This window comes from Streptomyces sp. NPDC046909 (assembly GCF_040644695.1).
GTDB lineage: Bacteria > Actinomycetota > Actinomycetes > Streptomycetales > Streptomycetaceae > Streptomyces.
In genome coordinates this window covers 376,447-403,434 of sequence record NZ_JBEYXC010000008.1, presented here as the reverse complement: position 1 = coordinate 403,434, position 26,988 = coordinate 376,447, and the positions used below count along the sequence as shown (strand labels likewise).

General features: G+C 68.0%; 24 protein-coding genes and 1 pseudogene. 9 read left to right on the top strand and 16 right to left on the bottom strand.

Features of this window, described 5'->3' with window-relative positions; translation table 11 throughout:
• Window positions 1-69 precede the first annotated feature (69 nt).
• Together ABZ928_RS27820 and ABZ928_RS27815 are read left to right on the top strand one after the other, a co-directional pair.
• Window positions 70-1,449: a DUF445 domain-containing protein gene (locus ABZ928_RS27820; protein WP_361524444.1), complete on the top strand. Its 1,380-nt coding sequence runs from the start codon at window positions 70-72 to the stop codon at window positions 1,447-1,449.
• A 57-nt stretch (window positions 1,450-1,506) separates the two neighbouring features.
• A complete protein-coding gene (locus ABZ928_RS27815; protein WP_361524441.1) occupies window positions 1,507-3,126 on the top strand; it encodes an MFS transporter in 1,620 nt (539 codons plus the stop codon).
• A 54-nt stretch (window positions 3,127-3,180) separates the two neighbouring features.
• Here ABZ928_RS27815 and ABZ928_RS27810 read toward each other — a convergent pair whose 3' ends face one another.
• The 11 genes and pseudogenes from ABZ928_RS27810 to ABZ928_RS27760 all read right to left on the bottom strand — a co-directional run bounded on the left by ABZ928_RS27810 (window position 3,181) and on the right by ABZ928_RS27760 (window position 12,896).
• Entirely contained in the window at window positions 3,181-4,410 is a 1,230-nt protein-coding gene (locus ABZ928_RS27810; RefSeq protein ID WP_361524438.1) for a GNAT family N-acetyltransferase, read from the bottom strand.
• A gap of 187 nt (window positions 4,411-4,597) precedes the next feature.
• Window positions 4,598-6,145, bottom strand: coding sequence for an alginate lyase family protein (locus ABZ928_RS27805; protein ID WP_361524436.1), 1,548 nt, complete (start codon window positions 6,143-6,145; stop codon window positions 4,598-4,600).
• A 261-nt stretch (window positions 6,146-6,406) separates the two neighbouring features.
• Window positions 6,407-6,732: pseudogene (locus tag ABZ928_RS27800) on the bottom strand (hypothetical protein).
• A gap of 45 nt (window positions 6,733-6,777) precedes the next feature.
• Complete coding sequence (locus ABZ928_RS27795; protein ID WP_361524433.1) at window positions 6,778-7,560, bottom strand: hypothetical protein; 783 nt, start codon at window positions 7,558-7,560, stop codon at window positions 6,778-6,780.
• A 175-nt stretch (window positions 7,561-7,735) separates the two neighbouring features.
• Window positions 7,736-8,233: a peptidylprolyl isomerase gene (locus ABZ928_RS27790; RefSeq protein ID WP_361524430.1), complete on the bottom strand. Its 498-nt coding sequence runs from the start codon at window positions 8,231-8,233 to the stop codon at window positions 7,736-7,738.
• Between the two features lie 195 nt (window positions 8,234-8,428).
• Entirely contained in the window at window positions 8,429-9,031 is a 603-nt protein-coding gene (locus tag ABZ928_RS27785; RefSeq protein ID WP_361524427.1) for a Scr1 family TA system antitoxin-like transcriptional regulator, read from the bottom strand.
• Between the two features lie 144 nt (window positions 9,032-9,175).
• Entirely contained in the window at window positions 9,176-9,355 is a 180-nt protein-coding gene (locus tag ABZ928_RS27780) for a hypothetical protein (RefSeq protein ID WP_361524424.1), read from the bottom strand.
• Complete coding sequence (locus tag ABZ928_RS27775) at window positions 9,355-9,762, bottom strand: hypothetical protein (RefSeq protein WP_361524421.1); 408 nt, start codon at window positions 9,760-9,762, stop codon at window positions 9,355-9,357. Before ABZ928_RS27775 ends, ABZ928_RS27780 begins: the two co-directional genes overlap by 1 nt.
• Before the next feature lie 168 nt (window positions 9,763-9,930).
• Window positions 9,931-11,118, bottom strand: a complete 1,188-nt coding sequence (locus ABZ928_RS27770; protein WP_361524418.1) for a helix-turn-helix transcriptional regulator — start codon at window positions 11,116-11,118, stop codon at window positions 9,931-9,933.
• 76 nt (window positions 11,119-11,194) lie between these two features.
• The gene (locus ABZ928_RS27765; protein ID WP_361524415.1) at window positions 11,195-11,836 is read right to left on the bottom strand and encodes an HAD family hydrolase; all 642 of its coding nucleotides are present in this window, start codon (window positions 11,834-11,836) and stop codon (window positions 11,195-11,197) included.
• Between the two features lie 25 nt (window positions 11,837-11,861).
• Window positions 11,862-12,896: a hypothetical protein gene (locus ABZ928_RS27760; RefSeq protein ID WP_361524412.1), complete on the bottom strand. Its 1,035-nt coding sequence runs from the start codon at window positions 12,894-12,896 to the stop codon at window positions 11,862-11,864.
• 41 nt (window positions 12,897-12,937) lie between these two features.
• Between ABZ928_RS27760 and ABZ928_RS27755 the strand changes: the two genes are divergently transcribed.
• On the top strand, window positions 12,938-13,573 hold the full coding sequence (locus ABZ928_RS27755) for a hypothetical protein (RefSeq protein WP_361524409.1): 636 nt from the start codon (window positions 12,938-12,940) through the stop codon (window positions 13,571-13,573).
• Window positions 13,574-13,617: 44 nt separating this feature from the next.
• On the opposite strand, the gene ABZ928_RS27750 is transcribed toward ABZ928_RS27755, so the two are convergent.
• Window positions 13,618-16,710 (bottom strand): DUF3427 domain-containing protein, encoded by a 3,093-nt coding sequence (locus ABZ928_RS27750; RefSeq protein ID WP_361524683.1) that lies wholly within the window; start codon window positions 16,708-16,710, stop codon window positions 13,618-13,620.
• A gap of 544 nt (window positions 16,711-17,254) precedes the next feature.
• Here ABZ928_RS27750 and ABZ928_RS27745 point away from each other — a divergent pair.
• Window positions 17,255-18,610: a DUF222 domain-containing protein gene (locus ABZ928_RS27745; protein WP_361524406.1), complete on the top strand. Its 1,356-nt coding sequence runs from the start codon at window positions 17,255-17,257 to the stop codon at window positions 18,608-18,610.
• 28 nt (window positions 18,611-18,638) lie between these two features.
• On the opposite strand, the gene ABZ928_RS27740 is transcribed toward ABZ928_RS27745, so the two are convergent.
• Window positions 18,639-19,061, bottom strand: a complete 423-nt coding sequence (locus ABZ928_RS27740; RefSeq protein WP_361524403.1) for a DUF3592 domain-containing protein — start codon at window positions 19,059-19,061, stop codon at window positions 18,639-18,641.
• 125 nt (window positions 19,062-19,186) lie between these two features.
• Window positions 19,187-20,206, bottom strand: a complete 1,020-nt coding sequence (locus tag ABZ928_RS27735) for an SEC-C domain-containing protein (protein WP_361524401.1) — start codon at window positions 20,204-20,206, stop codon at window positions 19,187-19,189.
• Between the two features lie 199 nt (window positions 20,207-20,405).
• Between ABZ928_RS27735 and ABZ928_RS27730 the strand changes: the two genes are divergently transcribed.
• Window positions 20,406-21,131 carry a hypothetical protein gene (locus tag ABZ928_RS27730; RefSeq protein ID WP_361524398.1) on the top strand — a complete coding sequence of 242 codons (726 nt, stop codon included), beginning with the start codon at window positions 20,406-20,408 and terminating at the stop codon, window positions 21,129-21,131.
• Window positions 21,132-21,200: 69 nt separating this feature from the next.
• On the opposite strand, the gene ABZ928_RS27725 is transcribed toward ABZ928_RS27730, so the two are convergent.
• Window positions 21,201-22,673 (bottom strand): beta-1,6-galactanase, encoded by a 1,473-nt coding sequence (locus tag ABZ928_RS27725; protein ID WP_361524396.1) that lies wholly within the window; start codon window positions 22,671-22,673, stop codon window positions 21,201-21,203.
• Between the two features lie 394 nt (window positions 22,674-23,067).
• Between ABZ928_RS27725 and ABZ928_RS27720 the strand changes: the two genes are divergently transcribed.
• The 4 genes from ABZ928_RS27720 (at window position 23,068) to ABZ928_RS27705 (ending at window position 26,193) form a co-directional block, all read left to right on the top strand.
• Window positions 23,068-23,865 carry a class E sortase gene (locus tag ABZ928_RS27720; RefSeq protein ID WP_361524680.1) on the top strand — a complete coding sequence of 266 codons (798 nt, stop codon included), beginning with the start codon at window positions 23,068-23,070 and terminating at the stop codon, window positions 23,863-23,865.
• Window positions 23,866-23,979: 114 nt separating this feature from the next.
• Entirely contained in the window at window positions 23,980-24,282 is a 303-nt protein-coding gene (locus ABZ928_RS27715; RefSeq protein WP_361524393.1) for a DUF6412 domain-containing protein, read from the top strand.
• 175 nt (window positions 24,283-24,457) lie between these two features.
• Window positions 24,458-25,195, top strand: coding sequence for a YidC/Oxa1 family membrane protein insertase (locus tag ABZ928_RS27710; RefSeq protein ID WP_361524391.1), 738 nt, complete (start codon window positions 24,458-24,460; stop codon window positions 25,193-25,195).
• A gap of 140 nt (window positions 25,196-25,335) precedes the next feature.
• Window positions 25,336-26,193, top strand: coding sequence for a fumarylacetoacetate hydrolase family protein (locus tag ABZ928_RS27705; RefSeq protein WP_361524389.1), 858 nt, complete (start codon window positions 25,336-25,338; stop codon window positions 26,191-26,193).
• Window positions 26,194-26,306: 113 nt separating this feature from the next.
• On the opposite strand, the gene ABZ928_RS27700 is transcribed toward ABZ928_RS27705, so the two are convergent.
• Window positions 26,307-26,810, bottom strand: a complete 504-nt coding sequence (locus tag ABZ928_RS27700) for a heme-degrading domain-containing protein (RefSeq protein WP_361524386.1) — start codon at window positions 26,808-26,810, stop codon at window positions 26,307-26,309.
• Window positions 26,811-26,988 lie beyond the last annotated feature (178 nt).

Here is a 26,988-nt window from a genome sequence, read left to right as displayed (position 1 = left end):
CCCGTTGCCGTCGATCACACAGACGCCGGGAACTCCTGTGCCGTTCCAGGAGTCGGTCAGGAAGGGACAATGTGTGCAGGGGATCACGGACGGGTGGAGTGGATGGAACGCACGAAACCGGATGAAAAGGATGCCGCTGCCGATGTGGAGCAGCATGCCCGCCCGGCCGCGACCAGTAACCGCGCGATGACCGCGTTCAGCGCCGCGGACGAGGAGAAGCAGCGCGGCGTACGCCGGATGAAGCTCACGGCGCTCGCGCTGCTGCTGTTCGTGGCGCTCGTCTACGCCCTCGCCACCTGGGCCTCCCACAAGGGCGCCGGCGCGTGGGCGGGCTATGTCGCGGCGGCCGCCGAGGCGGGCATGGTCGGCGCGATGGCGGACTGGTTCGCGGTCACGGCCCTGTTCCGGCGGCCGCTCGGCCTGCCCATCCCGCACACCGCGATCATCCCGACGAAGAAGGACCAGCTGGGCGTCTCCCTGGGCGAGTTCGTCGGCGAGAACTTCCTCTCCGAGGACGTCGTACGGCAGCGGCTGCGGGCGGTGGGTATCGGGAGCCGGCTGGGTGCGTGGCTGGCGGAACCCGAGCACGCCGACCGGGTCACCGCCGAGCTGTCCGCCGCCCTGCGCGGTGCCCTGACCGTGCTGCGGGACTCGGACGTGCAGGCCGTGGTCGGCGAGGCGATCACACGGCGGGCCGACGCCCAGGAGATCGCGCCCGGCATCGGCAAGATGCTGGAGAAGATCGTCGCGGACGGCGGCCACAAGCGGGTCGTGGACCTGGTGGTGACCAGGGCGCACGACTGGCTGGTTCTGCACGACGAGCAGGTCATGGACGCCGTACAGGGCGGAGCGCCGGGCTGGACCCCGCGGTTCGTGGACAAGCGGGTCGGCGAACGCGTCTACAAGGAACTCCTCCGCTTCGTCACCGAGATGCGCGACATGCCCTCCCACCCGGCCCGCGGCGCGCTGGACCGCTTCCTGACCGACTTCGCCTCCGACCTCCAGTCCGACACGGACACACGCGCGCGTGTCGAGCGGCTCAAGGGCGAGGTGCTGGGGCGCGGCGAGGTCCAGGACCTGATCGCGTCCGCCTGGACCGCCGTACGGTCGATGATCGTGTCCGCCGCCGAGGACGAGCGCAGCGAGCTGCGGCTGCGGGTACGGGCGTCGCTGCTGTCGCTGGGGGCGCGGATGGCGGTGGAGCCCCGGCTCCAGGCCAAGGTGGACGGCTGGGTCGAGGGGGCGGCGGTGTACGTGGTGACGACCTACCGCCGCGAGATCACCTCCCTGATCACGGACACGGTGGCGGGCTGGGACGCCGAGCACACGACCCGGAAGATCGAGGCGAACATCGGGCGTGACCTGCAGTTCATCCGGATCAACGGCACGGTGGTGGGGTCGTTGGTGGGGTTGCTGATCTATACGGTGTCGCGGGCGGTGGGGGCGTAAGCCCACTGGTCGGGGGAACCCGGCCCGGGTTCTCACTCGATGAGGAGGAGGGAGCCCATGATCACCGCCGAAGCCGAGACCGGCCGGACCGTGACGTCGAACATCCCCGCGCGCCTCGACCGTCTCCCATGGTCGCGCTGGCACTGGACGATCGTCGTCGGACTGGGCACCGTATGGATCCTCGACGGCCTGGAGGTGACGGTCGTCGGCAACATCGCGGGGAGGTTGTCGGAGCCGGGCAGCGGGCTGCCGATCTCGTCCGGCGAGGTGACCGGGCTGGCGGCGGCCCTGTATGTGGCCGGGGCGTGCGCGGGGGCACTGTTCTGGGGCCGGCTGACGGACAAGTGGGGCCGCAAGAAGCTGTTCATGATCACCCTGGCGGTGTACCTCGCGGCCACCGCCCTCACCGCTGTCTCCTTCTCCACCTGGTGGTTCTTCGCCTTCCGGTTCCTGACCGGCTTCGGCATCGGCGGCGAGTACGCGGCCATCAACTCGGCCATCGACGAACTGATCCCGGCGCACTACCGGGGCCGCGTCGACCTCATGATCAACGGGAGCTTCTGGCTGGGCGCGGTCGGCGGCTCGCTGCTGTCCATCGTCGCGCTGAACACGTCCGTACTGCCGAAGGACATCGGCTGGCGGCTGACGTTCGCGCTGGGCGCGGTGCTGGCCCTGGTGATTCTGCTGGTACGCCGTCATGTTCCGGAGAGTCCGCGGTGGCTGCTGATCCACGGCCGGGAGGAGGAGGCGGAACGGATCGTCTCCTCGATCGAACGGCAGGTGGAGGCGGAGCAGGGGGCGGATAAGGCGCAGGGGGTGGATCAGGGGGCGGATCAGGGTGCGGATGAGGCACAGGGAGCGGACGAGGCGCGGGGGGCGCGGTTGCCGGAACCGCCCGAGGGATCCGAGCTGACGATCCACCAGCGGCGGAGCGTGACCTTCGTGGAGATCGCCCGGACCGTGTTCTCGAAGTACCGGCGGCGGGCCGTGCTGGGCTTCGCGCTCTTCATCGGACAGGCCTTCCTCTACAACGCGATCACCTTCGGCTTCGGCGCGATCCTGACCAAGTTCTACGACGTCCCCACCGGCAGTACGGGCTACTACTTCGCGGTGATCGCCATCGGCAACTTCATGGGTCCGCTGCTGCTGGGGAAGCTGTTCGACACGGTCGGCCGCCGGGTGATGATCTCGTCGACCTATCTGCTGTCCGGGCTGCTGCTCTTCGGCACGGCCTGGCTGTTCGACCGGGGCGCACTGGACGCGGCGACGCTGACGGCCTGCTGGTGCGCGGTCCTGTTCTTCGCCTCGGCGGGGGCGTCGAGTGCCTATCTCACGGTGTCGGAGATCTTCCCGATGGAGACCCGGGCCATGTCGATCGCCTTCTTCTACGCGCTGGGCACAGCCGCGGGCGGCATCAGCGGGCCGATGCTCTTCTCCGACCTGACGAGCACGGGGCGGGTCGGTGACACCGTGCTCGCCTTCCAGGTCGGGGCGGCGCTGATGTGCGCGGCGGGGGTGGTGGCCGCGGTGCTGGCGGTACGCGCCGAGCGGCGGTCGCTGGAGGACATCGCCCGGCCGTTGACCGCGGTGGCTTCGGCGGTGGCCGGGGCGGGGGCGGGGGCGGAGGGGCGACGGTCCGGGAAGGGGGCGGCGGGGTCTCGGGCGGCTACGGCGTGAGGTGATGGGCAGGGCACAGGGCGCGAGCGTTCGGTGCCCGGCCCGGACCCTCCGTCAGAACCAGTGCAGGCAGTGCGGCGGCCGCTCCGCGGCGAACAGGGCGTCGGCGAGGGCGGCCGCCCCCGGACGGTGGGCCCGGATGTGTCCGGCGCGGACGAGGGTGCTCGGGGCGGTGCCGCCGAGATAGACCGAGCCCAGGTCGGTCACGTCCAGGGACAGATCGGGCTCCCGGCCCGTCGGAACGCACTCGGCCTTGCCGTCCCGGACGGTCAGCAGCCAGCGCCCGTGCTCGCCGAGGAACGGGTCGCCGACGTCGAGGACGAGCTCGCCGTCCGTGAACCAGCCCCGCGAGGTCAGCGCCCGCGGGATGTCGAGGATCCGCACCCAGAGCCAGTCCATGTGGCCGCTCACCTCACCGGCGCGGAAGTCCTCGAACTGCCAGCGCAGCGGATGCCCGGGCGGGATGTGCTTGAACACGATCTGCTTGACCAGGTCGTGCCGGAGCAGATACCCGGCCAGGGCCGTGAAGACGGCGTCGTCGGCGGCGATCGTCTCGTCGACCGTCAGGGTTCGGTCGGGGTCGCCGACCGTGTAGCTGGCGTACCCGTCCGGAACGCCATCGGCATCCCGGTGCACGGCGATGTACCGCTGCGCCGGAGCGATCGGCGGCTGCCCCGCGCGCCTCTCCCACCAGCGGTGCGGCCGGGACAGCGCGCCGGGCTGGGCGCGGCGGTACCGGTCGTAGACCTCCTCCAGGACCTCCCCGCACTCGTCCCGTCGCAGCACCTCGACCGTGCCGGTGTCAGAGGGGGCCTCTTCCGCCCCGTACGCCCGGGGAAGGGCGAGGGCGCCCCGGTGCCGCGGCACGGTCAGTTTCTGGGTGTAGGTCGCCGGCCCGTATCCGAACCTGCGGTAGATCACCGCCTCGGAGGCCAGCAGCACGGAGAGACACTCACCGCGGTCCCGCAGATCGCCGAGCTGACGCCGCATCATCGCGCCCAGCACACCCTGCCGCCGGTGCGAGGGCAGCACGCCGACCGCGGTCACCCCGCAGGCCGGGACGACGACCTCACCGGGCAGCGTGAGCTCGAAGGAGTACGCCGCCGCGGTACCGACGGGCCGCCCGTCCTCCGCCGTGGCGAGCAGCCCGCGGTCCATCTCGAGCGCCGCCCACCAGACCCCACCGCCGTCCTCGGCCGGGGTCTCCGGGAACATCCCGAACGCCGCATGCATCGTGTCGACGAAGACGCCGAGGTCGTCGTCGGTCGTAGGACGGATCTCCATCGCTGGCGCTGCCTCCCTGGTGTACCGGTATGGGGGCCATCACGCGGGGCGCCCTGCCACAGTGCAGCGGTGAGCGGTGGTCGGGTCAACTGGATTATGGGTGGGTGGTGTTGCTGCCGGGGGAGGGCGGCGCTGGTGCCGGATGCTGTTGGTTCCGGGCGGGCGGGGCGAGTGGGGCGAGTGGGGGCTACTCGGCCGCCGCCCCGCGACGGACCTTGTCCCGGCGGCGCAGCAGAAGCAGCCCGCCCGCGACGGCGGTCACTCCGGCCGCCGCGCTCCAGCCGATGATGTCGTTGGACCCGGTCGCCGCGAGGTCCCCGTTCCTGGCGGAGGCGGGGGACGCCGAGGAGGACGCGGAGGGGCTGGCGCCGGCGCCGGCGCCTGCGCTGGAGGCGGCACTCGGGGTGGCTGTACTCGGGGTGGCTGCACTTGCGGTGGCTCCACTCGGGGTGGGGGACGCTGCCGGATCCGTACTCCTGTCCCGGGTGAACGCGAGTGTCCCGAAGCCGAGTTGGTCGTATCCGCCGCTGTTGGGCCCGTAGTCCCCGCCCCCGCCCTCCGGTGCCGACTTCGCGGCGATCCGGGTGAGGTAGGACGCGGACAGTCCCCGGCGCTTGGTGTAGTGGTTGGCGATCATCGCCCAGATGGGCCGCGTCATGGCGGGGTCCACCCCCGCGGCCTCGGTGACGGTCTCCGTCCCTGACCACCCGCCCACGGCCCCCTTCCTCCGCGTGTTCGCGGTGAACGGCACCTGCCCGCCCATGCTCCACTTCGCCACGTACTGCGCGCCCTTGAGGAACCGGCTGTCGTCGTAGCCGTACAGGTCGATGCCCTGGTTCCACGCCATCTCGCAGAACGTGCCCATCAGCCCGACCCCCAGCAGCGCGTGCCCCTGGTCGCGCCCCGCCTCCAGCCATTCGGCGAGCCCGTCGTCGTACACGACGGGGATCGCGTTCTTGAGGGAGCCGAGCCCCTCGCCGTGCTTGAAGTAGTCGACCGCGCGGGCGACTTGGGCCTTGTCGTCGCAGAAGATGCCGGTGGCGAGGACGCAGGCCATGGCGGTGAGGTCCCAGTTGGTCCAGTAGTTGGAGATGACCGCGCCGTTGTGCCGGACCAGGAAGTCGTCGCTGAGCGGAGCGAAGACGCCGCTCAGCAGCTCCTTGAAGCGGTCGAGCTCGAAGTCCGGGTGGTCGCGCACGAGTTCGGCGGCGTTGGCGATCTGGTAGCCGTAGAGCCCGGCGGCGAGGAACCGGTCCGCGTTGCCCCCGAGCGTCGTCAGCTTGGCCGACCAGGCGTTGAGGATCGCGACGGCGGTGTCCGCGTGCGCGCTGTCCCCGCCGACGTGGTACCTGAGGCCGTTCTGGTACGCGGCGTGGATGTCGTTGTAGAGCGTCACGTAGTTCTGCCCGGACCCGCCGCGCACGACCGTTGCCTGCGGATTCGCCGTCCAGCCGCTCTGCGCATGCCGGTTGGCGGTCAGCCTGGCGTAACCGGCGGTGTAGGGCGCGGCGCCCGCCTTCACCTTGGCCGCCATCCGGGCCAGGTCCGTGCGGGTGTGCAGGAGACCGGGGTGCGCGTAGTCGGCGGAACCGGTGGCACCGGCGGCGTGCGCGGCGGGAGTCGCGAGTGTGGCCGTACCGACGCCGACACCGATGGCTCCGACGGCTCCGGTGGCCTTGAGCAGGGTGCGGCGGCTGAACGGTGAAGTCGGCGAAAACAGTGAAGTCGAAGTCACGTGCGTCATTCCTCGCGTGCCTGTGGCTGGGGACGGGACGGAGAGGAGACGCGAGGGTGGGGGAGGGGATAACAAAAAGTCCCGACCGCGAGACGGACCGCACTCGACATGCGCCTTGGGCACCTTGGGCATCGAGAGGTCCAACAGCCCCGACGGCGGCCGGAGTTCGACGCACGCGTGCCCGCCGCTGTCCGTGCCCTGCTGCCGCTGTCCGTGCCCCCGCCGACGTGGCCGTGGCCCGTGCTCCCGCTGCCCGTCGGCTCAGCCCCGCCGGTCCGCCACCGCCCACGAAGCCAGCGCCACCGCCCCGGCCACCCCGAACACGGCCGGCCAGGCCCCACCTTCTTCGCCAGCGGATGCGACCCCGCGAACGCCACGACATACGCCGCCGTCAACGCCCCCGCCGCCTTCCCACCCGCCTGCCGCCGCCACTGCTGAGCCGCCGCGGCCCCAGCAGCGGCCAGCACGACCCCGCCCAGCTGCCGCTTCTTGCTCCACCGAGCCACCCCGCTGCATCCGATAGCCGCTCCGCGGCGGGCCCCGACGAGCCCACCCGCAGCCACCACCGCACTGGGAACCTTCGCCATGTCCGCCTGCCTCCCACCCGTCCGGATCGATATGTCCCGCGCCGGTCAGCTCGTGCGTCGTACGTCCACGCACTCGACCTCCGGTGAGCCGCCGTACGCCTCGATCGTCGTCCTCGTGCCGGTGGTGCTGCCGGAGAGGCACAGCTGGCTGTCGAACATGCGGAGGTCGAGGGTGAACTCGACGGCGTCCGAAGCGCGTTGGGGACCATGGACGACGTCGTCGATGTAACCGAGGCCGCGCAGGGTGTCGGCGACCTGTGCCGGCGTACGGTCGGCGTTCTTCTTGAGGGCCTTGGTGATCCGCTCGGCGTGGAGAGAGGCCTCGCACTTCTCCACGGAGCTCAGTTCCGTCTCCTGCCTGGCCTTCTCGGGGTCACGCGGTTCGCTGCTCGGCAGCGGCTCGTCCGGCAGGGGCGGCTCCTCGGGCGGGACGGTGCCGCCGAACTCCCGCTCCTCCCCCACCTTCTCCAGATCCTCCAACTCCTCCGGCGACAACGAGGGCGGCGGCACATCAGCCGGCAGGCACGGCTCGGCGATGTCGAGGAGGAGCTGCATGAAGGGGAGGTAGTCGGCGCCCTCGTCTTTCTGGGCGGCGGGGCTGGCAGGGGCGGCGGGGTTGGCGGGGGTGATGGAGCTGCCTGGGGTGGTGGGGGAGGCCGCGACCCGGCTCCCGGCCTGGGCGGCCGTCGCCCCCTTGTCCCCCTCGCCCTCCGCCCGCTCGGTCCCACAGGCGGCGAGGCCCAGCACACACAGCGCCGCCACCGCCGTACGGCCGAAAACGCTGTGCTTCCCCGCGGCCCCGGTACGTCGTCCACGTCGTCGTCTCATGCCCGAAGTCTCGGCGCGATCAAGCGGCCGGACATGAGTACACCTACTCAAAGCGAGCTCACGTGACGCGACACGACGACTCACGTACGTCACTGCTGCCCAGGCGCGACGGCCGGCGCGATGAGAACCGCACCGGCCGTTCACGTCGGAGACGCCAGGCGTCAGACGCTGGGTGTCAGAGCTGACCGGACTCGGAGATGGTGATCTTCGCCTTGGTCGCACCGCTGCCCGAGCCGAGCGACTCGATCTTCCTCACGAGCTCCATGCTGGTCTCGTCGGCGACCTCGCCGAACACCACGTGCTTGCCGTCGAGCCAGCCCGTCACGATCGTGGTGATGAAGAACTGCGAGCCGTTGGTGTTCGGGCCCGCGTTGGCCATGGAGAGCAGGCCCGGACGGTCGTGCTTGAGCTTGAAGTTCTCGTCCGCGAACTTCTCGCCGTAGATGCTCTTGCCACCCGTGCCGTTGCCGGCGGTGAAGTCGCCGCCCTGGAGCATGAACTCCGGGATGACCCGGTGGAACGAGGACCCGGCGTAACCGAAGCCCTTCTCGCCGGTGGCCAGCGCGCGGAAGTTCTCCGCGGTCTTCGGGACCACGTCGTCGAAGAGGTTGAAGTTGATACGGCCGGCGGGGGCGCCGTCGATGGTGATGTCGAAGTAGACCTTGGTTGTCATGGGTCTATCCTGCACTGTCCGCCTCGGGGCGCCAGCGGGGTCCCCTCGGCTCGGTTAGGGATCACCCAGTCTTCCGCATGGGAGAGCCGCGCGGGAGCGGAAGCGCGGAGCCGACGGTGACGTGTCTCTCAATCCGACCACGATCCCGCAGAACGGCTGCCGAGCCGCACCACCCACTCCTCACTCCGCCACTCCTCACTCCTTGCTCCAGAAGGCCAGAGCCTTGCCGATGAGGTCCTTCGCGGAGTCCCCGTACGCGGCCGCCGCGCTGACGGCATCGAACGCTTTGTGATGCAGGGCGAGCTCCTCGCCGTCGGTGATGTCCACTCCGCAGGACACGAGTTCGTAGTCGACCCGCCCCTCCCGCATATTGAATCCAGGCATCGGTACGACGTCGTACTCGGCGGCGGCAGGGAGGATCCCCAGACCGAGCGAGGGAAGGTCAATGTCACGCAGGAGCCGTTCCATCTGCTCCCGCATCACCGGCCCGCCACCGACGTTCGTGTACAGCCCCTGCTCGCCGATGACCACGTCGTAGCGGTGCTCACCGTCGTACAGCACCCGCTGCCGCTCCATCCGCTTGGCCACCCCCGCCGGCACGTCATCCGGCACACCCAGGAACTCCACGACCCGCCGCAGGATCACCCTCGCGTACGCCTCGGTCTGGAGCGTGCCCCAGATCATGTGCGGGACATACGCCTTCCCGTACGGCGTCTCCCGGTACCAGCGGACGACCTCGTCCTGGATGTCTTCCGTGCCGGTGGACAACCGCTGCTGCCACGGGGTCGAACTGGTCACTGTGCGTTTCCTTTCGTCGCGGATCGTGAGTCAGGGCGGTCATACCCCGACGGGCAGAGCTTGTGCAGGTAGATCGTGATTCCGCCGACGGATGACGAGACCTTGTCGTGGCTGTCGTAGGCCTCGCCGACCAGAATCGCCTTGTCACACTTTGCGCAGATCACCGCGCGGGCCCTTCTTCCACAGCACCTTCCAGGCGCTGTGCAGCGGATAGGCGCTCGGGCACATCTGGTTCGGATCGGCCCGGCAGGCAGTGCAGTTGAGGCAGTGGTCGACGAGTCTCTCGAACGCCTCGACGACGTCATCGGCTGCTTCCGTGCCCATCAGGAGCGCTCCCTCCGTGGGCCGTAGTGCCCTTCTACTGCTGCCTGGAGCGCCTGATGCAACCGGTCCGAAGGCGTGAACGGACGATCAGTGGTCGGCCGCACCGCCCAGTGCAGATTCATCTCCTTGGCGTCGAGGGGCGGCACGACCACGTATGTGGCGGCTCCGCACACGGTCGTCTCCCGTACGTCCCAGCCGGTCGTGGACGACGGCTCGGTCAGGAAGTAGTGAATACGGCTCCACGGGTCGCAGATCACCGCCCCTGACGCGTCTCCCAGGAGTGACAGCGCTGCTAGCCCGACAGTTCGGCCGACTCGGATCGCGTCGAAGTGTGTACCGGCCTCGACGTGCCAGATCGCTCCCTCGGGCGGCAGCCATGGCAGGCGTTCTTCGACGACGGCGCTCACGCCACCACCGCCCTGCCCCGGTGCCCACAGGTCGTGAACTGTGCGAGCGGGATTGCCTCAGACATCCACATTCCCATCTGCTGGTTCCAACGTGTGGGACAGATGGTGGAGGTCTGCAAGGGGCGCAAGTACCCCAGCGAGGGGTAGTTGAGGGGTAGCTGGGGGAACTCAGTTAGCGGCGCACCACTCGGCGAAGTTCGTGAGCGTTTCCGAGTCGGCGCGCTTCAACCTCCGTAGCGTGGCGGCGTCTTCACGTACCCACGGGTGTTCACGTGTGTGCTGCGGGGCGATCCGACGGGCCGCCTTCAGAGATTCGAAAGCATGATCTGTCAGCCCGGACCACAGCTGTGCCCGGGCCAGCTCGATGTAGTAGCCGGAGCGCCGTTCGGCCGGCAGATCGGTGGGCGGCTGCCAGTCCCGCGCGACCGCGAGGGCACGGCCGACGTGGTCGTCACCGAGGCTGACGGCGACGGACACCTCGTGGATGCGGACGGAATCGGGCCCGAACGCCGTGCCGTGGTAGATGGACTCGGGAACCCGGTCCGCGAGGGCGCGAGCTGCGTCGAGGTGGCTTTCCGCGGCCGTGGAGTTCCTGGCTCGTCCGGCGATGACCGCGGCCCTCATATGAAGGGTGCCCCTCGCCGCGACAGCGGGAGCAGCGTTCGCGGCCGGTGCCGAGTCGATGGCCTGTTCAAGGGCGCGCAGCCCGGAGGCATGGGCGCGGGCGGCGAAGAACGTCTCAGTGCGTACGTAGGCGACGGACGCGGTGAGCAGTGGATCGTCCGCGTCAGGGGTGGCCCAACGCATCAGCTCGATCAAGCGCGCGGACAGATCATGGGCGCCGAACTTGAAGGCCACAGCGTCCGCCGCACGGTAAGCGGTGACCAAGAGCGCGGCCGGCTCATGCCGCGTGTGTGCAGGTGCGTCGTGGTAGGCGCGAGCAAGTTCAGCGAGCAGGCTGGGCAGTTCGCGGACAATGCGCGTGTACTGGGCCGCCAGGCGCCAGTGAGCGGCGTCGGCAACAGCGGTCCGGAGTTCGTGGACGGGGCGGGTCGGACCGTCGTCCGGGAGGTCGTACGCGGCGATCGCGGCTGAGAGCGCGGGCATCGCTTCGTGAACGCGGCTGTGCGCAGGGTCGCGGTCGGCCCGCAGGCGGCTCGGGTCGATACCCAGAGCCGCCGCGAGGGCTTCGAGCGTGGCATCCGAGACACCACGCTCGCCTCGCTCGATCTTGCGGATGGTGCCGAGCGCGACGCACGCGGCGTCGGCCAGTTGCCGCTGCGTCATCTTCGGGCGCATGACGCTGCGGTAGTAGGCGAGTCGCCTGCCTACCCCGCCGTTGGCCTGTGCGGACATACCGGCTCCAGTCCGAAGTGTCTGCTGCGAACCGTACCCGTGTCGAGACGCAGCGTGTTCGTGAACCTCGTAGCGCTCAGTCCGCGATGATCGTGGTGAGTTGAGTGAGGCTGTCGATCTGCCAGTCGGCAGCCGCTCTCAACTCCGGGTCATCCGCCCATAGATGACCCCAGGGCCCGCGGCGGATATGCGCCGCCCTGAGCCCGGCGGCCTTCGCCGGGAAGATGTCATTGGCCGGGTGATCACCGACGTACACCGTCTCGTGTGGTGCGGCTTGAGCCACCTCCAGTACCCGTTGGAAGAACTCCGAGTGGGGCTTCGCCACGCCCCAGTCGCCTGACGTGACGATGAGATCGACGGGCAGATCGAGGTCGCGCAACAGCTCGCCTGCGCGGGAAGTCTGATTTCCGGCGACGATGACCCGGATGCCGAGCTTGAGCAGTCCGGACAGCGCGGGTCGGACGTCGTCGTACAGATCGGTCTCATCGAGGAACTCGCCCCGGCCGGCTGCCTCACGGGCGTGGTATTCGGCGGCCACGTCAACGCCAGGACGAGCCAGTCGCAGGGCGTCGGCGTTGTCCCGACCTTGAGCTACGACGGCTCCGACGAGGGCGGAGAGGGTGTGGCGGGGGACGCGTAGCCAGTCCGCCCAGGAGTGCCAGTAGCGGTCGTCGCGGGTGATGGTCTCGCCTACGTCGAGGACGATGGTTTCAATCACTTTGGGGAGACTACGGGGTCATCGACTAGGCGGGCACAGGGCAATCCAAGCAGCGGAAAGCTCTAGGGGCGCCGCCTGTTGACGTTGGGCTGGTAGCAAACTCGGAGAAGCCGCCGGTCTCGTTGCGATACACCACGCCGATGCCGTGTTCGGCGAGCAGGTTTCGGAGATCCTCACGGGGGAGCTCAGGAGAGAGAACCATCAGATGGAGCGGTTGACTGTGAGCGACGCTTCGCAAGTGGTGCCGTGCTAGCAAGAGCTGAGTCATGGCTTCAGCGATCGACTCGCTGGCCGCGCTGCCCGCTGGCTCGTAGACCGTGTTACTCGTGGGGTTGTAAAGCTCGACCATGAGTTGGGCCGTTGCGTCACGCATCGTCACCTCGAGCTGGCCGATCGTTTCTCCTGCGGCGAGAGAGCTCTCTTCGAAGGTGTCCGCCAAGTCATCGCGAGCAGCGGCGACTCGCTCCACGTCAGACAGTTGGACGTGCTGGCGTCTCTGGCGCCGATAGGTGCGGGTGAGCTTGGCCGCGGTGCGATTGAACCGGGAGCGGACGGTGTTGGCGCGCGGGAGGGTGTCTTCCTCTCGTCGGATGCAGGGACCGGTGGGCCGTAGGCGGAAGACAATGACATTGCGGTTTGCGCCTAATTCGTCCGTAGCTTCCCGTATGTCGAATGGTTTGCGTGTATCTAGCTTGAATGTGCCTACATAGAGATGTGTCCGGGCCTCGCTTCCTGGGGCTTTTCCTACGGCGACAAATAGGTGGAGAGTGCGACCCTTGTCTGCATGCTCCAGGATTGCCTTGTTTCCGCCTTCGAGGGCCTGATCTCCCCGTTTCCCGACGCCGGTATAGGTGAATATGGGGCCGATGTCATCATCCTCGGCCAGCCATCCGTCGCGGTACCCATAGCGCTCCCCGACCTTGCTGTCGGAGAAGATGAGGACGTTCTTCTTCTCGATCGCCGGGCAGATTCCGGCGAAGCCGGACCCACCTAGTACGGGATGAATTTCTGTGCGCTTGAGGATCTGGCCAGGGCGAAACCCGGATGTTTGTGTGGTCATGATCAAAGGCTAGTGGTTTCATCGGGCACGGAGTGGCGGTTGTGGCGCAGATCGTGCGTGATGACGTTGTGGTGGTCCGCGGCCCAGGTGAGGATGACGACATGGGTGATGCAACAGCAACGGTCATAGCGGGTGGTATCGGTTTCATAGCGGCGGTCATCGGGGCTGTGATCGCAGGCCGGTATGCCGAGCGCGGGGCAAAGGCGGGTGGGCGCAAGGCTGTTGAGGCTGCACTGGCTCAGGTTCAGGGGCAAGCGGCAGCGGAGCACTGGCAGTGGGTGCGCAGCCAGCGGTACCAGTCCTTCGCTGCACTCCTCGCGGCCTACACGACCCTTGAAGATGCGTTGTCTCGCATTACGCCCGCGGTCAGGGGCGGCGCCCCACTTGACGTAGCCACTAGAGACGAACTGCAGCGGGCCGCACTTGAGCTGCAGGACAAGACAAGCCTATTGGCGCTGTGGGGGCCGGAGGAGGGGAGGTTGCTGGCATACGCCTTGCATCGAAAGGCTGTTGCGGCGGTCAGCTCCTTGCTTCAGGTTGAGAGGGCGATTTCTGAAGGTCAGAGTCCAGCCTGGTCGACCTATGAACTGGCGAGGAGCGGCATGACCGAGGGGTATGCCGCCTTCCTCCAGAGGGCCGGGGAGATAATCCGCGACCCTATGCAGACCGTTACTTGATGCGGCTCGCTGAGCTCAGTGAAGTAGCTTGAAAGTCGGCCCTGCTAGCCCGCTGTGATACCCGAATACGACCACACATCCGCAGGCAGCTCGTGGTGCAGCTGCCAGGTGATGGCCATGGGCTTGCTGCCCTCGTGCCCGCCATATGTCGCAGGGCCCAGTAGCATCCAAGGCTGGGCTTTGCCGATGTCGGTGTCCTTGTAGCGCCGCATAAACAGCAAAACGTGACTTCTGCGTTGCTTGTGCTGCTGGTAACGCAGACCCGTGGGGGAGGCGGCTGCGGTGGTGCTCTGAGACTCCCAGTGAAAGAGCGTCGGGCTCAACGCGTAGTCCTTGTAGCGGACCGTGGGAGAGAAGTCCTTCTCGTTCTTCTCCAGGGTGATCAGCAGGGCGTCGGTCTGATTCTGCTCGTCCCACAGGACACCCTGTGCAAAGGAGCCGGGCATCTGACCGCCGAGGCGCGCGACACCCAGCGCGGCCAGGATCTCGGAGCGGTTGTAGGCGCTGTGAATCTTCAGGGGGATGTGGGCGTGTGGGCCCTCAAGAGGGAGGGGGAAGTGGTCGGCCTGCCCCATCACATGGTCGAGGACCTGCCGCAGCTCGTATCGGAACGCCTGCTGCTCGCGGAGCGATTCAAGCCCCTCTGCGTAGGAACCGAACCCACCGGCCTTGTCCCAGAGGTTGAAGAACAGCATGCGCGCATACGTCTGGTCTCTCGCGCTCAGCGAGTCGTACGTCGGGGCGTCATCACTCAACAAGCGCGCGTACGCGTCAGTACGTTCACGGTCGTCGACGTGCAAGAACGCATGCACACGCTTCAACAGGTCTTGCTCGCCGGCCTGTTCAGGTAGATCGGTTAGTTCAGCGCGGCGCAGGATTGTGGTCCAGGAGTTGCTCGACTTGTACAGCTCTCGGATCTCGCGGCGACTCTCCTTGAGGTAGTCAGCGAGGAGCGGAGTGTCGAAGATCCGCACTTCCTTGGCGAGAGTCTGCACGGTCGCCTTGATTTGGGTGCGGATGTTGTCCAGGACCAGCTTCTTGGACTTGCCCTCAAGGATGATCTGGCAGCCGGAGGGCAGCAGAGGGAAGTCACGCTCGGCGTGCTCAAGGAGTCGGTTACGCGACAGATTCGTCATCGCGCGGAACTGCTCCTCGAACCTGAACTCGGCTCGATGCTGGCCGATGAAGTCGAGCACAGTGAGTACCGGCTTGTCTGGCGTGCGGCGTAGGCCCCGACCGAGCTGCTGGAGGAAGACAGTGGCGCTGTTCGTGGGGCGCAGGAGGAGCAGCGTATCGACGTCGGGGATGTCCAAGCCCTCGTTGAAGAGGTCTACAGAGAAGATGACCTGGATCTCCCCAGCCTTGAGCTGGGACAGGACTTGGTCACGCACCTCAGGCCTCGACGAGCTGTCCAAGGCTTCAGCCTTGAAGCCAGCGTCTTGGAAACACTTCGCCATGAAGTGAGCGTGCTTCCTGCTGACGCAGAAGCCGAGTGCCCGCATGTTCATCGGGTCGGACACCTTGTCCTGCACCTGCTTGATGACGATACGGGCCCGTGCATGGTCCGCAGAGAACAAGTCGCCGAGCTGGCTCTGGTCGTACGTCCCAGAACGCCAGTTAAGACGGGTGAGATCCGTGCCGTCGGGCACACCAAAGTAGTGGAACGGGCAGAGGAGATCGTTGTCGAGCGCCTCCCACAGCCGCATCTCGGCGGCGATTCGGCCTTCGAAGAACTCGTCCTGCACATTCAGGCCGTCGGCGCGCTCGGGGGTGGCGGTCAGACCGAGGAGTTGCTTCGGCTTGAAGTGGTTGAGTACTCGTCGATACGTCGTAGCCGTGGCGTGATGGAACTCGTCGATGACGATGATGTCGAAGTGTTCCGGGCTGAACTGGTCGAGCCGCTGGTCAGTTAGGGACTGAACGCTGGCGAAGACATGTTTCCAGTCTCGCGGTAGCTCTCCGCTGAAGAGCGGCCCACCGAAGGAGGCATCGTCGAGAACCTCGCGGTACATGCGTACCGACTGCCTCAAGATTTCCTTGCGGTGGGCCACGAACAGGAGCCGTGGGTACTGTTTACCGCCCCATTCCTTGTGCAGGTTGCGGTAATCCAACGCGGCCATGACCGTCTTGCCCGTCCCGGTCGCAGCGACAAGCAAGTTGTGCTGATGGCCACGCACTTCACGCTCGACGCGCAGTCGCTCCAGCATGTCGGCTTGGTGCGGGTGCGGGCGCACCTCAAGACCGGAGAGACTGATTTTGGCATCCTGGCTGGACGGCGATCCGCCTGCGATCGTTAGGGCTTCGTCCAGCTTGCGGGCATCCCGATCGGGGTCGTACGGCTCAAAGGCGATGTCGTTCCAGTACGCGTCGAAAGTCGCCTCGAACTTGTTGAGTACGACCGGAGTAGCCACCGACGAGAGGCGTACGTTCCACTCCAAACCGTCGAGCAGCGCAGCCTTCGAGAGATTAGAGCTGCCTACGTACGCCGTGTCGAATCCGCTCTCGCGCCGGAATAGCCAAGCCTTCGCATGGAGGCGAGTCGAACGGGTCTCGTAGTTGACCTTCACCTCAGCGCCGAAGTCGCGAACCAGCCGATCGAGCGCGTGGCGGTCGGTCGCACCGATGTAGGTCGTGGTGATGACTCGAATCTTCACGCCGCGGTCTCTGGCAGCACGCAGCGAGTCCTCAAGGACACGAAGGCCGTACCACTTCACAAAAGCGCAGAGCAGATCAATATGGTCCGCTGTGGCTAGCTCAGCGCGCAGCTCGCTGCCGAGGCTGGGGTCCTCGGGGGAGTTGGTGATGAGGGCGATCTCTGAGAGAGGCGTGAGTGGGCGTATTGCGTAGACGCCGGGTGCCTCCTTCTCAGCCAGGGCGAGGAGCTGTCGTGGACCGTCGGCGATGAGGTCGGCCGGGTCGCCGCTCTCGCCGCTGTCGAGGTCGGACGAGCCGGATGCGAGCGACTTGATGATCTGGTTGGCGACAGCGACGCGCCTGTCTGGAGGGAGCTGACTGAGCCGCCGACTTACGGCCTGGCTGATGTGGCGGGCGAGCACATGAGGTGACGATTCTTCGCTGACCTCGTCGTCAATGGTCTTCCAGCCCGCTGCGTTGAGCTGGTCCATCTGTCCCTTCATACGTTGGGTGACGAGTTCCTCGTAGACACCCGCGACAGGCTGCGACAGGTCCCCCGGCTGAGCCACGCTGATTCCCCAATCCCTCACGCACAGCAGTGGCTCTGTTTTAGCAGGTAACGCTGACAACCCCACGGAGTACTTCGGTTTCTTCGGAGGCGCCGTTGGGCCGCCCGCTTCTTTTCAGTGTCGTGATTCCGCGGCCCGCATCAAGGGCGCTCCTTGCGGTCGCGTCGGCTGCGCCGATGGCCCTCCGGGCCACCCTTGACCCGGACCGCGGAATCACGGGGTAGAAGCGAGCGGGCGGCCTGGGGGATGGGTGGCCACCTGGTGGGTTGGGGGTGCGGTGGGTGGGGTTGTGGGCCGGGGGTGGGGTGCGCGGTCTCGTCTCGCCAGCACGCCGGGAGGGTTTAGCGGCTTGAGGGTGGTGGGTGGAGTGGGTGGTCGTTCGAGGGTGATTCACTCGTTCGAGTGTGGGATTGACCTGGGATTATCACTCTGAGTGAGCGATAATGGGTGTGTTGATCCGATTGGGGGGGTGAGTGCCGTGTCTGTCGTTGAGTCGTCCAGCTTTGCTGGTGGCGGGGGTTGCGCCGATCCTTCGGATGAGTGGGTCGCTTTGCTTCGGGAGCGGGCGCCCAGTGCTGAGACTGCGGCTGAGCTTGACGGGATTGATCCGGGGCGGATGTCGGCGCGGGGGCGTATTGATGCGCTTGTTGTGATTGAGCAGCACCTTGCGTGGTTGCAGGCCAAGCAGGTTGAGGTGTTGGCGGCTGTCGCTGCCTATACCGAGATTCCCGAGGCTGTGATCGTTGATGCGGGCGGGAACCTGGATGACGTGTTCTCGGCTTCTTGGGATGGGGCCGTGGAGGAGGTTGCCTGTGCGTTGCGGCTTGCCAATCAGACCGCTGCGCAGCGGTTGAACACGGCTACGTCGTTGGCTCGGAGGCATGAGGCGACGAGGCGGTTGTTGGGGGAGGGGCGGATCTCCTATCTGCAGGCCATGGTTGTGGCTGAGCAGTTGGAGGTGGTGGATGACGACGTGGCCGGGCAGGTTGAGGAGGCCCTTGTAGGCAAGATGCCTTCGTTGGCGGTGGGGCAGACTCGGGCTGCGTTGCGGCGGGAGATTCATCGCGCCGATCCGCACGGGGCCGAAGCGCGGCATCAGGTGAGGGTGCGGGAGCGGAGGGTTACGCATCGGCCGGATGAGGACGGCATGGCGTTCTTCGGTGCGGTGTTGCCTGCTCAGCAGGCCGCGCTCATGGAGCAGGCGGTGGACGCGCGTGCGATGGGGTACGAGCGGGATGGTCGGACTCTGGAGCAGAAGCGGGCCGATGCCCTGTTTGACCTGGTCGTCAATCAGCCTGGGGCTTCGGCTGTGGGGGAGGTCCGGGGTGGGCGTTCCTCGGTGGTGGTGCAGGTGACCGTTCCCTTCGACATCTTGTTGGGGACGGAAGAGGGGCCCGCTGAGCTCAAGGGGTATGGGCCCATCACCGCCGGTCAGGCGCGGGAGTTGGCGTTTGCGCCGGGCTCGGTGTGGCGGCGGTTGTTGACCCAGCCGGAGACCGGGTTGCTGGTGAAGACCGATCCGACCAGCTATCGGCCTACCGCTGAGACGGAGCGGCATGTTCTTGCTCGGGATCAGTACTGCGCGTTCCCCAGCTGTCGGATGCCTGCTCATCGGTGCGATCTTGATCATGTGCAGCCGTTTGATCATCGGCATCCGGAGCGTGGTGGCCTGACGACGCCGGACAACTTGCAGCCGTTGTGTCGGCGGCATCATCGGCTCAAGACTCATCATCCGGGGTGGCGGGTCACCCGGGATCCCCATAGTGGGGTTGCGACTTGGACCGCACCGACCGGGCATACCTATGCCAACACTCCGCCTGTCTATCGGGAGTGACGTGAACTCCCGAGCGAGGGCCTTTGCGTCATACGAACGCCCATATCGCCAAGGCGATCCCGAAGAGGCACAGGGCCACCCCGCTCCACAGGCTGGAGATCGGGCCCGCCGTCTTCTGCGTGGCCGTGACCACCATCCTGCGGGGGTCCGCCGGGTCGTACCGGATCGTCACCGGGAGGCCGACCTCCAGGTCCTGGACGTGCTGCGCGTTGAGCGGAGCTCGGCGGTAGGTCTGGGCGTTCGGGCCGGCCTGGTAGCGGACCTGGGCGGGGTGGAGGGTGGGGCCCTCGCGGCGGAAGCCTCGGACGACCTCGCCCTCGGCGCGGGTGCCCGGTACGCCGAGGAGACGGAGGCCTCGGCGGCCGTGGAGGGCTACGTGGATGATCTTCAGGCCGGTGCCCAGCCAGAGGGCGGCCAAGAGCAAGGCGACCGTGAGACCTGGCTGGGACATGTTCGGCTCCCCCCGCCCACCCGCCAGACAGCCGTTGGCGACCGACCTAGCGACCTAACTACCGACCTAACTACCGACCCATCTACCTACCTACCTACCTACCCACCTACCTCAGGTCGTCGCGCTCAGCTTGTCTCCGTGCCGTGGCACTCCCCATACACCCGCCCCGATCCGCACCAGCACGCCGCCCCCCGCTGTGGTGGCCAAGCCACCGCACGTCCCCGGGCTGCCAGCGTCGTCGCGTACTGGGGGAGCAGTGCGCCGTCCGCCGGGGAAGCTCCCTCCGACGCGGCGAAGGCCTCGTACGACGGGACCGTGCCCGTGACGATGCCTAGGTTGGGGGTGCCGGAGGCGGCGAGTTCCCTCAGGGAGGCCTCTATCGTCGTGAGGTGCTGGTCGTGGGAGGGGTACTCCTCGGCCAGGGGCGGGTACGCCGTGACCAGTTCCGTCAGTTCTTCCGAGGGCCAGTGGAGGACCGCCACCGGGAACGGGCGGGAGAGGGCCTCCCTGTAGGTGCCCAGCTCCGCGCGGAGGCGGGAGATCTCCGCCGCCAGTTCCGCCGGGTTGTCGGAGCCGAGGGACCAGACGCGTTTCGGGTCGTGGAGTTCGTCCAGGGGGACCGGGGAGGTGTGGAGGGTGTCGGCCAGCATGTCCCACTCGTCGTGGCCGACGCCCAGCATGCGGCGGACGCGGTGGCGGCCGAAGAGGAGGGGGTGGGTGGAGTACGGGGGTTCCGTTCCCTCGCGGAGGAGGAGGCGGGCGCCCTCCGTGAAGGTCTCCTGGGCCGACTCCAGCTCGTCGTGCGCTTCCAGGGCCTCGGCGACGATCACCCAGGGCGCCGGGTCCTGGGGGGACGCCGCCCGGACGCCGTCGATGATGGCTCGGGCCTCTGCCTCGTGGCCGTACTCCCAGAGGTTCGAGGCCTTGAGGGCCCGTACCAGGTAGGGGTTCTCCAGGCCGGTCTGCGATGCCAGGAGGCTGTCGTAGAGGGCGGTTGCCGCGGGGCGGTCGCCGGAGAGTTCCAGGTGGGCCGCGGCCTGCAGGAGCAGGGCTTCGGCGTCCTCGGGATACAGGCCGGCGGTTCGCTCCAGGCGTGCCGCTTCGGCGGTGTGGTCGACGTTCTCGGCAGGCGTGTCGGGGCGCATGGGGGACACCGTACTGCCGTTGGCTTACGGAGGAGAGATATACGCAGGCCAGGACGTTCGGGGAGGGCGGTCCGGCTTGTTGTGGTCGTCGGGTGGCGGTCTCTGTAGGGTGCGGGCTTCGGTCATGGCTATGACACAGGGGTACGGCGATGACGTACGGATACCGGGGCACGGGATGGCAGTGACGGGAGCTTCGGACATGAGGGCGCGGTCGGCGGGGCGGGTGCGGGGCGTCGGGGTGTTGCTGGTGCTGCTGTCGCTGGTAGCGGCCTTCGGCGGGTATCTCGTGTTCTCCGTCTGGGTGCCGTCCGACATGGAGCGGCGGCAGGACTATCTGGCCGCCGGGCCGTGTCTGGGACCGGCGGAGGCGGAGGCGGGGGAGGACTGTGTGCTCACCGTGGCCTTCGTCGTCGAGGGGACCAGGAACAGCAAGCGTGGGAAAGGGTCCAGTTATACGGCGACGCTGAGCTCTTCCGTCTGGAACGGGACCGTGGCGTTCGGTGACCCGGACCCGGTGCTGGAGCGGCTCGTGCCGGGGGACCGGGTGACCGGGACCGTCTGGCGGGGGCAGGTCATGACGGTCGGCAAGGGGGAGCTTCGGCAGGACACCGCTGACGCGCCGCGTGACGAGCCGCAGTTCGCGGTCGGTGTGGGGACGTTTCTGGAGCTTCTCGCGGCCTTGGGGCTCTGGTTCGGGGCGGTGCGGATCGCCCGGCCTCTCGATGTCGCGCCCCTCACCTGGCGGCCGTTGGGCAAGGTGATGCTGATCGTCACGGGGGTCGCCAGTGGTGTGGTGTCGCTGGTGGCCGTGTGGACCGGGGTTCCGTTCTGGGTCGTGCCCGGGGTTCTCGTGGCGATCGTGGGGGTCACGGCCTGGCAGTTGCACCTGCACTACCGGCAGCCGGGCGTCGTACCCGGGGAGTGAATGCCTGTCCGCGTCTCCGGTCGGAGCGGCCGCGTTCCGCCGCTCCGACCGGAGACGCACCTACCCGCGTTAGATCGTCACCCCGTCGATCTGGATCGTCTGCACCGCCTTCGCCGCGAACGGCACGGCCACCGTCTTTCCGCTCAGGTATGTGTTCGAGTACGACACGTACTTGTCGCCGCCCGTCGTGACCGTGTTCCAGCGGGGGACGAGGCCGCCCGTGCCGCCGGTCACCGTCGTGAAGTTCGAGAGGTTGAACGTCAAGGTCTGGGCCGAGGTGGAGGTGTTGAGGGCGACGATGACCAGGCGCTTCGCCGTCGCGTCGTAGGCCGCCGTCGCGTAGCTCACGCCCGTGTCGAGGATCTTCATCCCCGGGCGGATGTGACGGCTGAACTGGGCCAGCACGTAGTACTTCGTCTCGATCGCGCCGGCCGTCAGCGTGCTGGCGTCGTACTTGATCACGCCCCAGCCCGCGGTCGGGTCCATGACCTGCCAGTAGACCCAGGCGGTCGGGTGCAGCCAGCGGAAGTCGTAGAGGAGGTTGAAGGCCATGGTGTAGCCGGTGCCGTCGCTGTCGCCGGTCTCCGAGTTCCACAGCTTCTTGCCGGACGTCGTCACCACGTCCGTGTAGAGGAGGTCGCGACGGCCGCCCGAGCCCTGGTAGCCGTGGACGTTGACCTGGTCGACGTACCCCTTGGTCGTGGAGCTGAAGGAGTTCCAGGTGGTGCGGGCGAGGTCGTAGCTGGTCTCGTCCGAGGCGGAGATCTTCACGCCTGTCAGGCCCCGGGTGTTCAACTCGCTGCGCAGGTAGGGCAGTACGGCCGACTGGACCGTCGCGTCCATGTGGCAGCCCTCCTGGGTGCCGGTGGCGGTCCACCAGGAGGACGAGGGCTCGTTGAAGGGGTCGACCGTCGCGAAGTTCACGCCCCAGTTGTTCTTGGCGTACAGGGCGGTCGCGGCCAGGTGGGAGGCGTGCTGGCGGTAGTTCCAGGACTGGAGGTTGTTGCCGCCGTCGGAGGCGCCCGAAGGGTTGTGGTTGAGGCACATCCACCACATCGGGGAGTTGGCGAACAGTTCCGTCGTCGCGCCGCGGGACACCGCCTTCTGCAGCATCGCGCGCTGGGTGGCGTCCGCCGTCCAGTCCCAGGCGGAGGACGTGGGGTCCTCGTTGTTCCAGTCCTGCCAGTAGCCCTCGATCTGCTTGAAGGCGGGGATGTTGGCGGAGGCCACCATCGAGGAGCCGCTCACCGTGTTCCAGCTGCACGCGCCCAGGTTGTAGCGGGCGATGTTCAGGCCGAGGCCGGGGAGTGATGTGCCGTTGTACGTCGTCGACTTGGTGGTGAAGAAGAGGTCGGCGAAGTCGTCCCGGGCGCCGAAGACATTGGCCCACCAGGCCAGCGAGGTGCCCCAGCCCTCCCAAGTGCCGTACGACGTACCGGGGTTGACGGCGATCGTGGCGTCCGCGCGTGCGGTGCCCGTCGCCAGGGCGCTGCCGAGGAGGGTGCCTCCTGCGGCTGTCAGCAGCGTTCTGCGTCGGATCATGGCTGTCTTCTCCGCCTCTCCGTACCTCTTGTCCGTACCTCTTGACGGGCTCGACTCCCTGTCCCTGAACAGGGAGTCGAGCGGAATACGTCGTGGCTCGCCCCTCTCGTCCCCCGCGTGCCATCACGAAGCATCGGGTGTGGTGCGTGGGGTTGTCGAGAGGCGTGACAGCGCTTTCTTTCTATCCGGCTTTCTATTTTTCCAACGGTTATCAGAAGGGGTGGACGTAGGGGGTGGGGCGGGGCGGTCAGCAGTGGGGCGGGATCAGGGGCAGGAGCCAATACTCGCTCAGGGCGAAGGAGCTTATGGGGCTGGTCAGTTGAGGTGGCAGCGCTTATCGTGCGGGCCCGGTGGAAAGGTGGGCGCGGGCGGAGGGCGGTGCGCGGTGTACGGCATACGGGTTCCCGTCGTGCAGCACAGCACCCGGCGTCGGCGCGCGCGTCGCCGGCGGGTGCTGTGGGCGGGCGGGGAGCTCCTCGTCACCGTCGGGGTCGTGCTTCTGCTGCTCGTCGTGCACCAGTTGTGGTGGACCAACCGGGAGGCCCGGCGGGGTGCCGAGCGGCAGGTGGAGGCGTTGGAGCGGGAGTGGGCGGGCGGGGTCGGCGAGCCGTCCGGGTCCTCCGAGTCCTCCGGCGCTCAAGACTCCGCGTCCGGTACGGGGGAGGAGGGGGCGCCCGAGGCGCGGTCCGCGGGGCAGGGGCAGGGGGAGTCGGGCAACAACCGGCGTCAGCAGCCCAGTGGGGCCCAGGCCTACGCCGTCCTCACCATCCCCCGCCTCGGCCTCCGCGCCCCCGTCGCCGAGGGCGTCGGCAAGCGGGACGTCCTCAACAAAGGGTACGTCGGCCACTACCCCGGCACCCAACAGCCGGGCCAGGCCGGGAACTTCGCCCTCGCAGGGCACCGCAACACCCATGGCGAGCCCTTCCGGTACATCAACCGGCTCGGGGCCGGGGACACCGTCGAGGTGGAGACCGCGGACGCCGTCTACACGTACGCCGTCGACAAGACCCTCGACCGGACCTCCGCCCGCGACTCGGGGGTCATCCGCAGGATCCCGCGCTCGACGGTCCGCCCCGCCTACGGCTACACCGCACCCGGCTACTACCTCACGCTGACGACCTGCACCCCGGAGTACACCTCCAAGTACCGGCTGGTGGTGTGGGCTGAGCTGAAGTCGATGCGGCCCCGCTGACTGTCGGAGGCATCAGGTATAACCGAGGGCAGGCAGGCAGACAGCCGTACGAGCAAGCACCGTACGAGCAGGCAGCCGTACGAGCAGGCAACAGTAAGAGGGGAGGAGCAGCCCATGATCCGCAGTCCGCGGCCCGCCGTGGCCCTGTTGCTCCTGCTGCTCCAGGTCGCGCTGCTCGACACCGGCAGCCTCTCCGCCACCGTCGCCCTCGCCGCGACCGCCGCGGCGGGCTCCGCCTTCGCCGTCTGCTCGGTCCTCGCCGCGCGCTGCGCACCCGCCGTACCGCCCACCCGGGTCCGTACGGCCATCCGCGACCGTGCCCGGCGTACGGCCTTCCTGCCCCAGCGCGATCCCGACGCCAAGGGCCGCACCAGGCCCCGCGCACCCGGACACGCCCTCCTGGCGACCGCCGCGTAGGGACACGCACCCGTAGGTGACATGCACAGGTAGGTGCATGCACCCGCAGGTGACTCTCATCCGCAGGTGACTCTCACCCGTAGGTGACCCGCGCGGGTCGTCATGCCGTCCATCCATGTCCGGACCCCTGGTTCCCGGACTCCCGGTACTGACGAGACCCCCGGAGGGCTCACCCATGTCCGTCTTCGCCAACCTGGTCGAGCAGCTCGCCGACCTCCTTCAGCCGCTGCTCGGCGCGTCCGCCGCGGCCGGTGCGATCGTGCTGTTCACCGCGTTCGTACGGCTCCTCGTGCACCCCCTGTCCCGGGCGGCGGCGCGCGGGCAGAAGGCCCGTACCGAACTCCAGCCGAAGATCGCCGAGCTGCGGAGGAAGCACGCCAAGAACCCCGAGAAGCTCCAGAAGGCCGTACTCGATCTGCACGCCGAGGAAAAGGTGTCGCCGCTGTCCGGCTGTCTGCCGAGCCTCTGCCAGCTGCCCGCGTTCTTCCTCCTCTACCACCTGTTCTCGAACACGACGAACCCCCTTCTGACCCATGAGCTCTTCGCCGCGCCCCTCGGCGGCCGCTGGGCGGACGCGCTCTCCGGCGGCGGGGTGTTCGGGGGCGCGGGGCTCGTGTACGTCGGGCTGTTCGCGTTCGTCGCCTGTGTCGCGGCGTTCAACTTCCGGCGTACGAAGCGGATGATGGCCGCGAATCCGGCGGCGGCCGGGGGCGGGGTGGCCGTGGGCGGGGTGGGCGTCGGCGGGGTGGCCGACGGGCAGCCGGTGGCGGGGATGGGGGCGGTGACCAAGGTGATGCCGTTCATGTCCTTCTTCACGCTGTTCACCGTGGCGGTGGTGCCGTTGGCGGCCGCACTGTATGTGGTGACCAGTACGACGTGGAGTGCGGTGGAGCGGGCGGTGCTGTACCGCTGACCCGTCGCCGTCTCCCGGAGGGGGTCGGTCCAGTCCGTGAACCGGGTATTGCGGACTGGACGCCGACCTTGGAGGATCGACCAGTCATCCGATGGCTGCACCCATGGGATGTCGCCCCGCGATCGAGGGAGATTGTGATCATGAAGCTGCTGCGAGTCGGTACGGCGGGAGCGGAGACGCCCGCGCTGCTCGACGCCGAGGGGACGCTGCGGGACCTGAGCGGTCTCGTCCCGGACATCGACGGAGCGCTGCTCGCCGACGCCGCGGCGCTCGGGCGGATCCGTACGGCCGCGGAGGCCGGCGAACTGCCCGCGCTGGACGCCGACGGGCTGCGCGTCGGACCGCCGCTCGCCCGGATCGGCAAGATCGTGTGCATCGGCCTGAACTACCACGACCACGCCCGCGAGACGGGGGCCGCGCCGCCCGCCGAGCCCGTCATCTTCTTCAAGGCCGCCGACACCGTCGTAGGGCCCTACGACACCGTGCTCGTGCCGCGCAAGTCCGAGAAGACCGACTGGGAGGTCGAGCTGGCGGTCGTCATCGGGCGTACGGCCCGCTATCTGGAGTCCGGCGAGGAGGCGCTCGCGCATGTCGCCGGGTACGCGGTGGCGCATGACGTGTCCGAGCGGGAGTTCCAGATCGAGCGGGGCGGGACGTGGGACAAGGGCAAGAACTGCGAGACGTTCAACCCGCTCGGGCCGTGGCTGGTGACGGCGGACGAGGTGGGCGACCCGCAGAACCTGGCGCTGAAGCTGTGGGTGAACGGGGAGCTGAAGCAGGACGGGACCACCGCCGAGCAGATCTTTCCGGTCGCTGAAGTGGTGCGGTATGTCAGCCAGTTCATGACCCTCTACCCCGGTGATGTGATCAACACGGGGACGCCGGCGGGGGTGGCGCTGGGGGCGCCGGAGCCGAAGCCGTTCCTGCGGGCGGGGGATGTGGTGGAGCTGGAGATCGAGGGGCTGGGGCGGCAGCGGCAGGAGTTCAAGGACGCCTGAGAGGGGTGGGGCGCGGGAGTACGGCGACTGCGGTCCGGTTGTGGCTGATCGCGCCCACGCGGCGGTAGCCGCAAATCGATGCAGCCCCGCGCCCCTGGGTGGGTGACCTGCACCTACTTCGTCAGGAACTCCTCCAGCGCCTCCACCACGAACTTGTGGTCCTGTAGCTGCGGCAGGCCGCTCACCGTCACCGAGCCCACCACCCCGACACCCTCCACCGTGATCGGGAACGAACCGCCGTGGGCCGCGTACTCGTCGGCGTCCAGGCGGGAGGACTCCTCGAAGGTCGTGCCCTTGGCTCGGAAGCGGGCTCCGACCAAGTAGGAGGCGGAGCCGTAGCGTTCGACGACTCGGCGCTTGCGGTTGATCCAGGCGTCGTTGTCGGGGGAGGAGCCGGGGAGGGCGGCGTGGAAGAGCTGCTGGCCGGCGCGGTGGATGTCGATGGCGACGGGGGCCTGGCGTTCGCGGGCCAGGCCGACCAGCAGGGAACCCAGGGCCCAGGCGTCGTCGTTGGTGAACTGCCGGAAGACCAGGCGGCGTTCCTGCGCCTCCAACTCCTCGATCGGCGGGGTGAGTTCGGGGTGGAACTTCGGGGTCAACTCGCCACTGTGCGTCACAGCTTCACCACCACACGTTCTTTCGGGAGCCGGATGGGCTGGGGTTCTTGGCTGATCCGGTCGTTCGGTGCCACAGCTTCACCACCACACCTTTTCTTGAGGCCAGATGATCCGGAAGGCGATTACCGCAGACGTCCGGCGTCACAGTTTCACCACCACGCCTCTTCTTGAGGCCAGG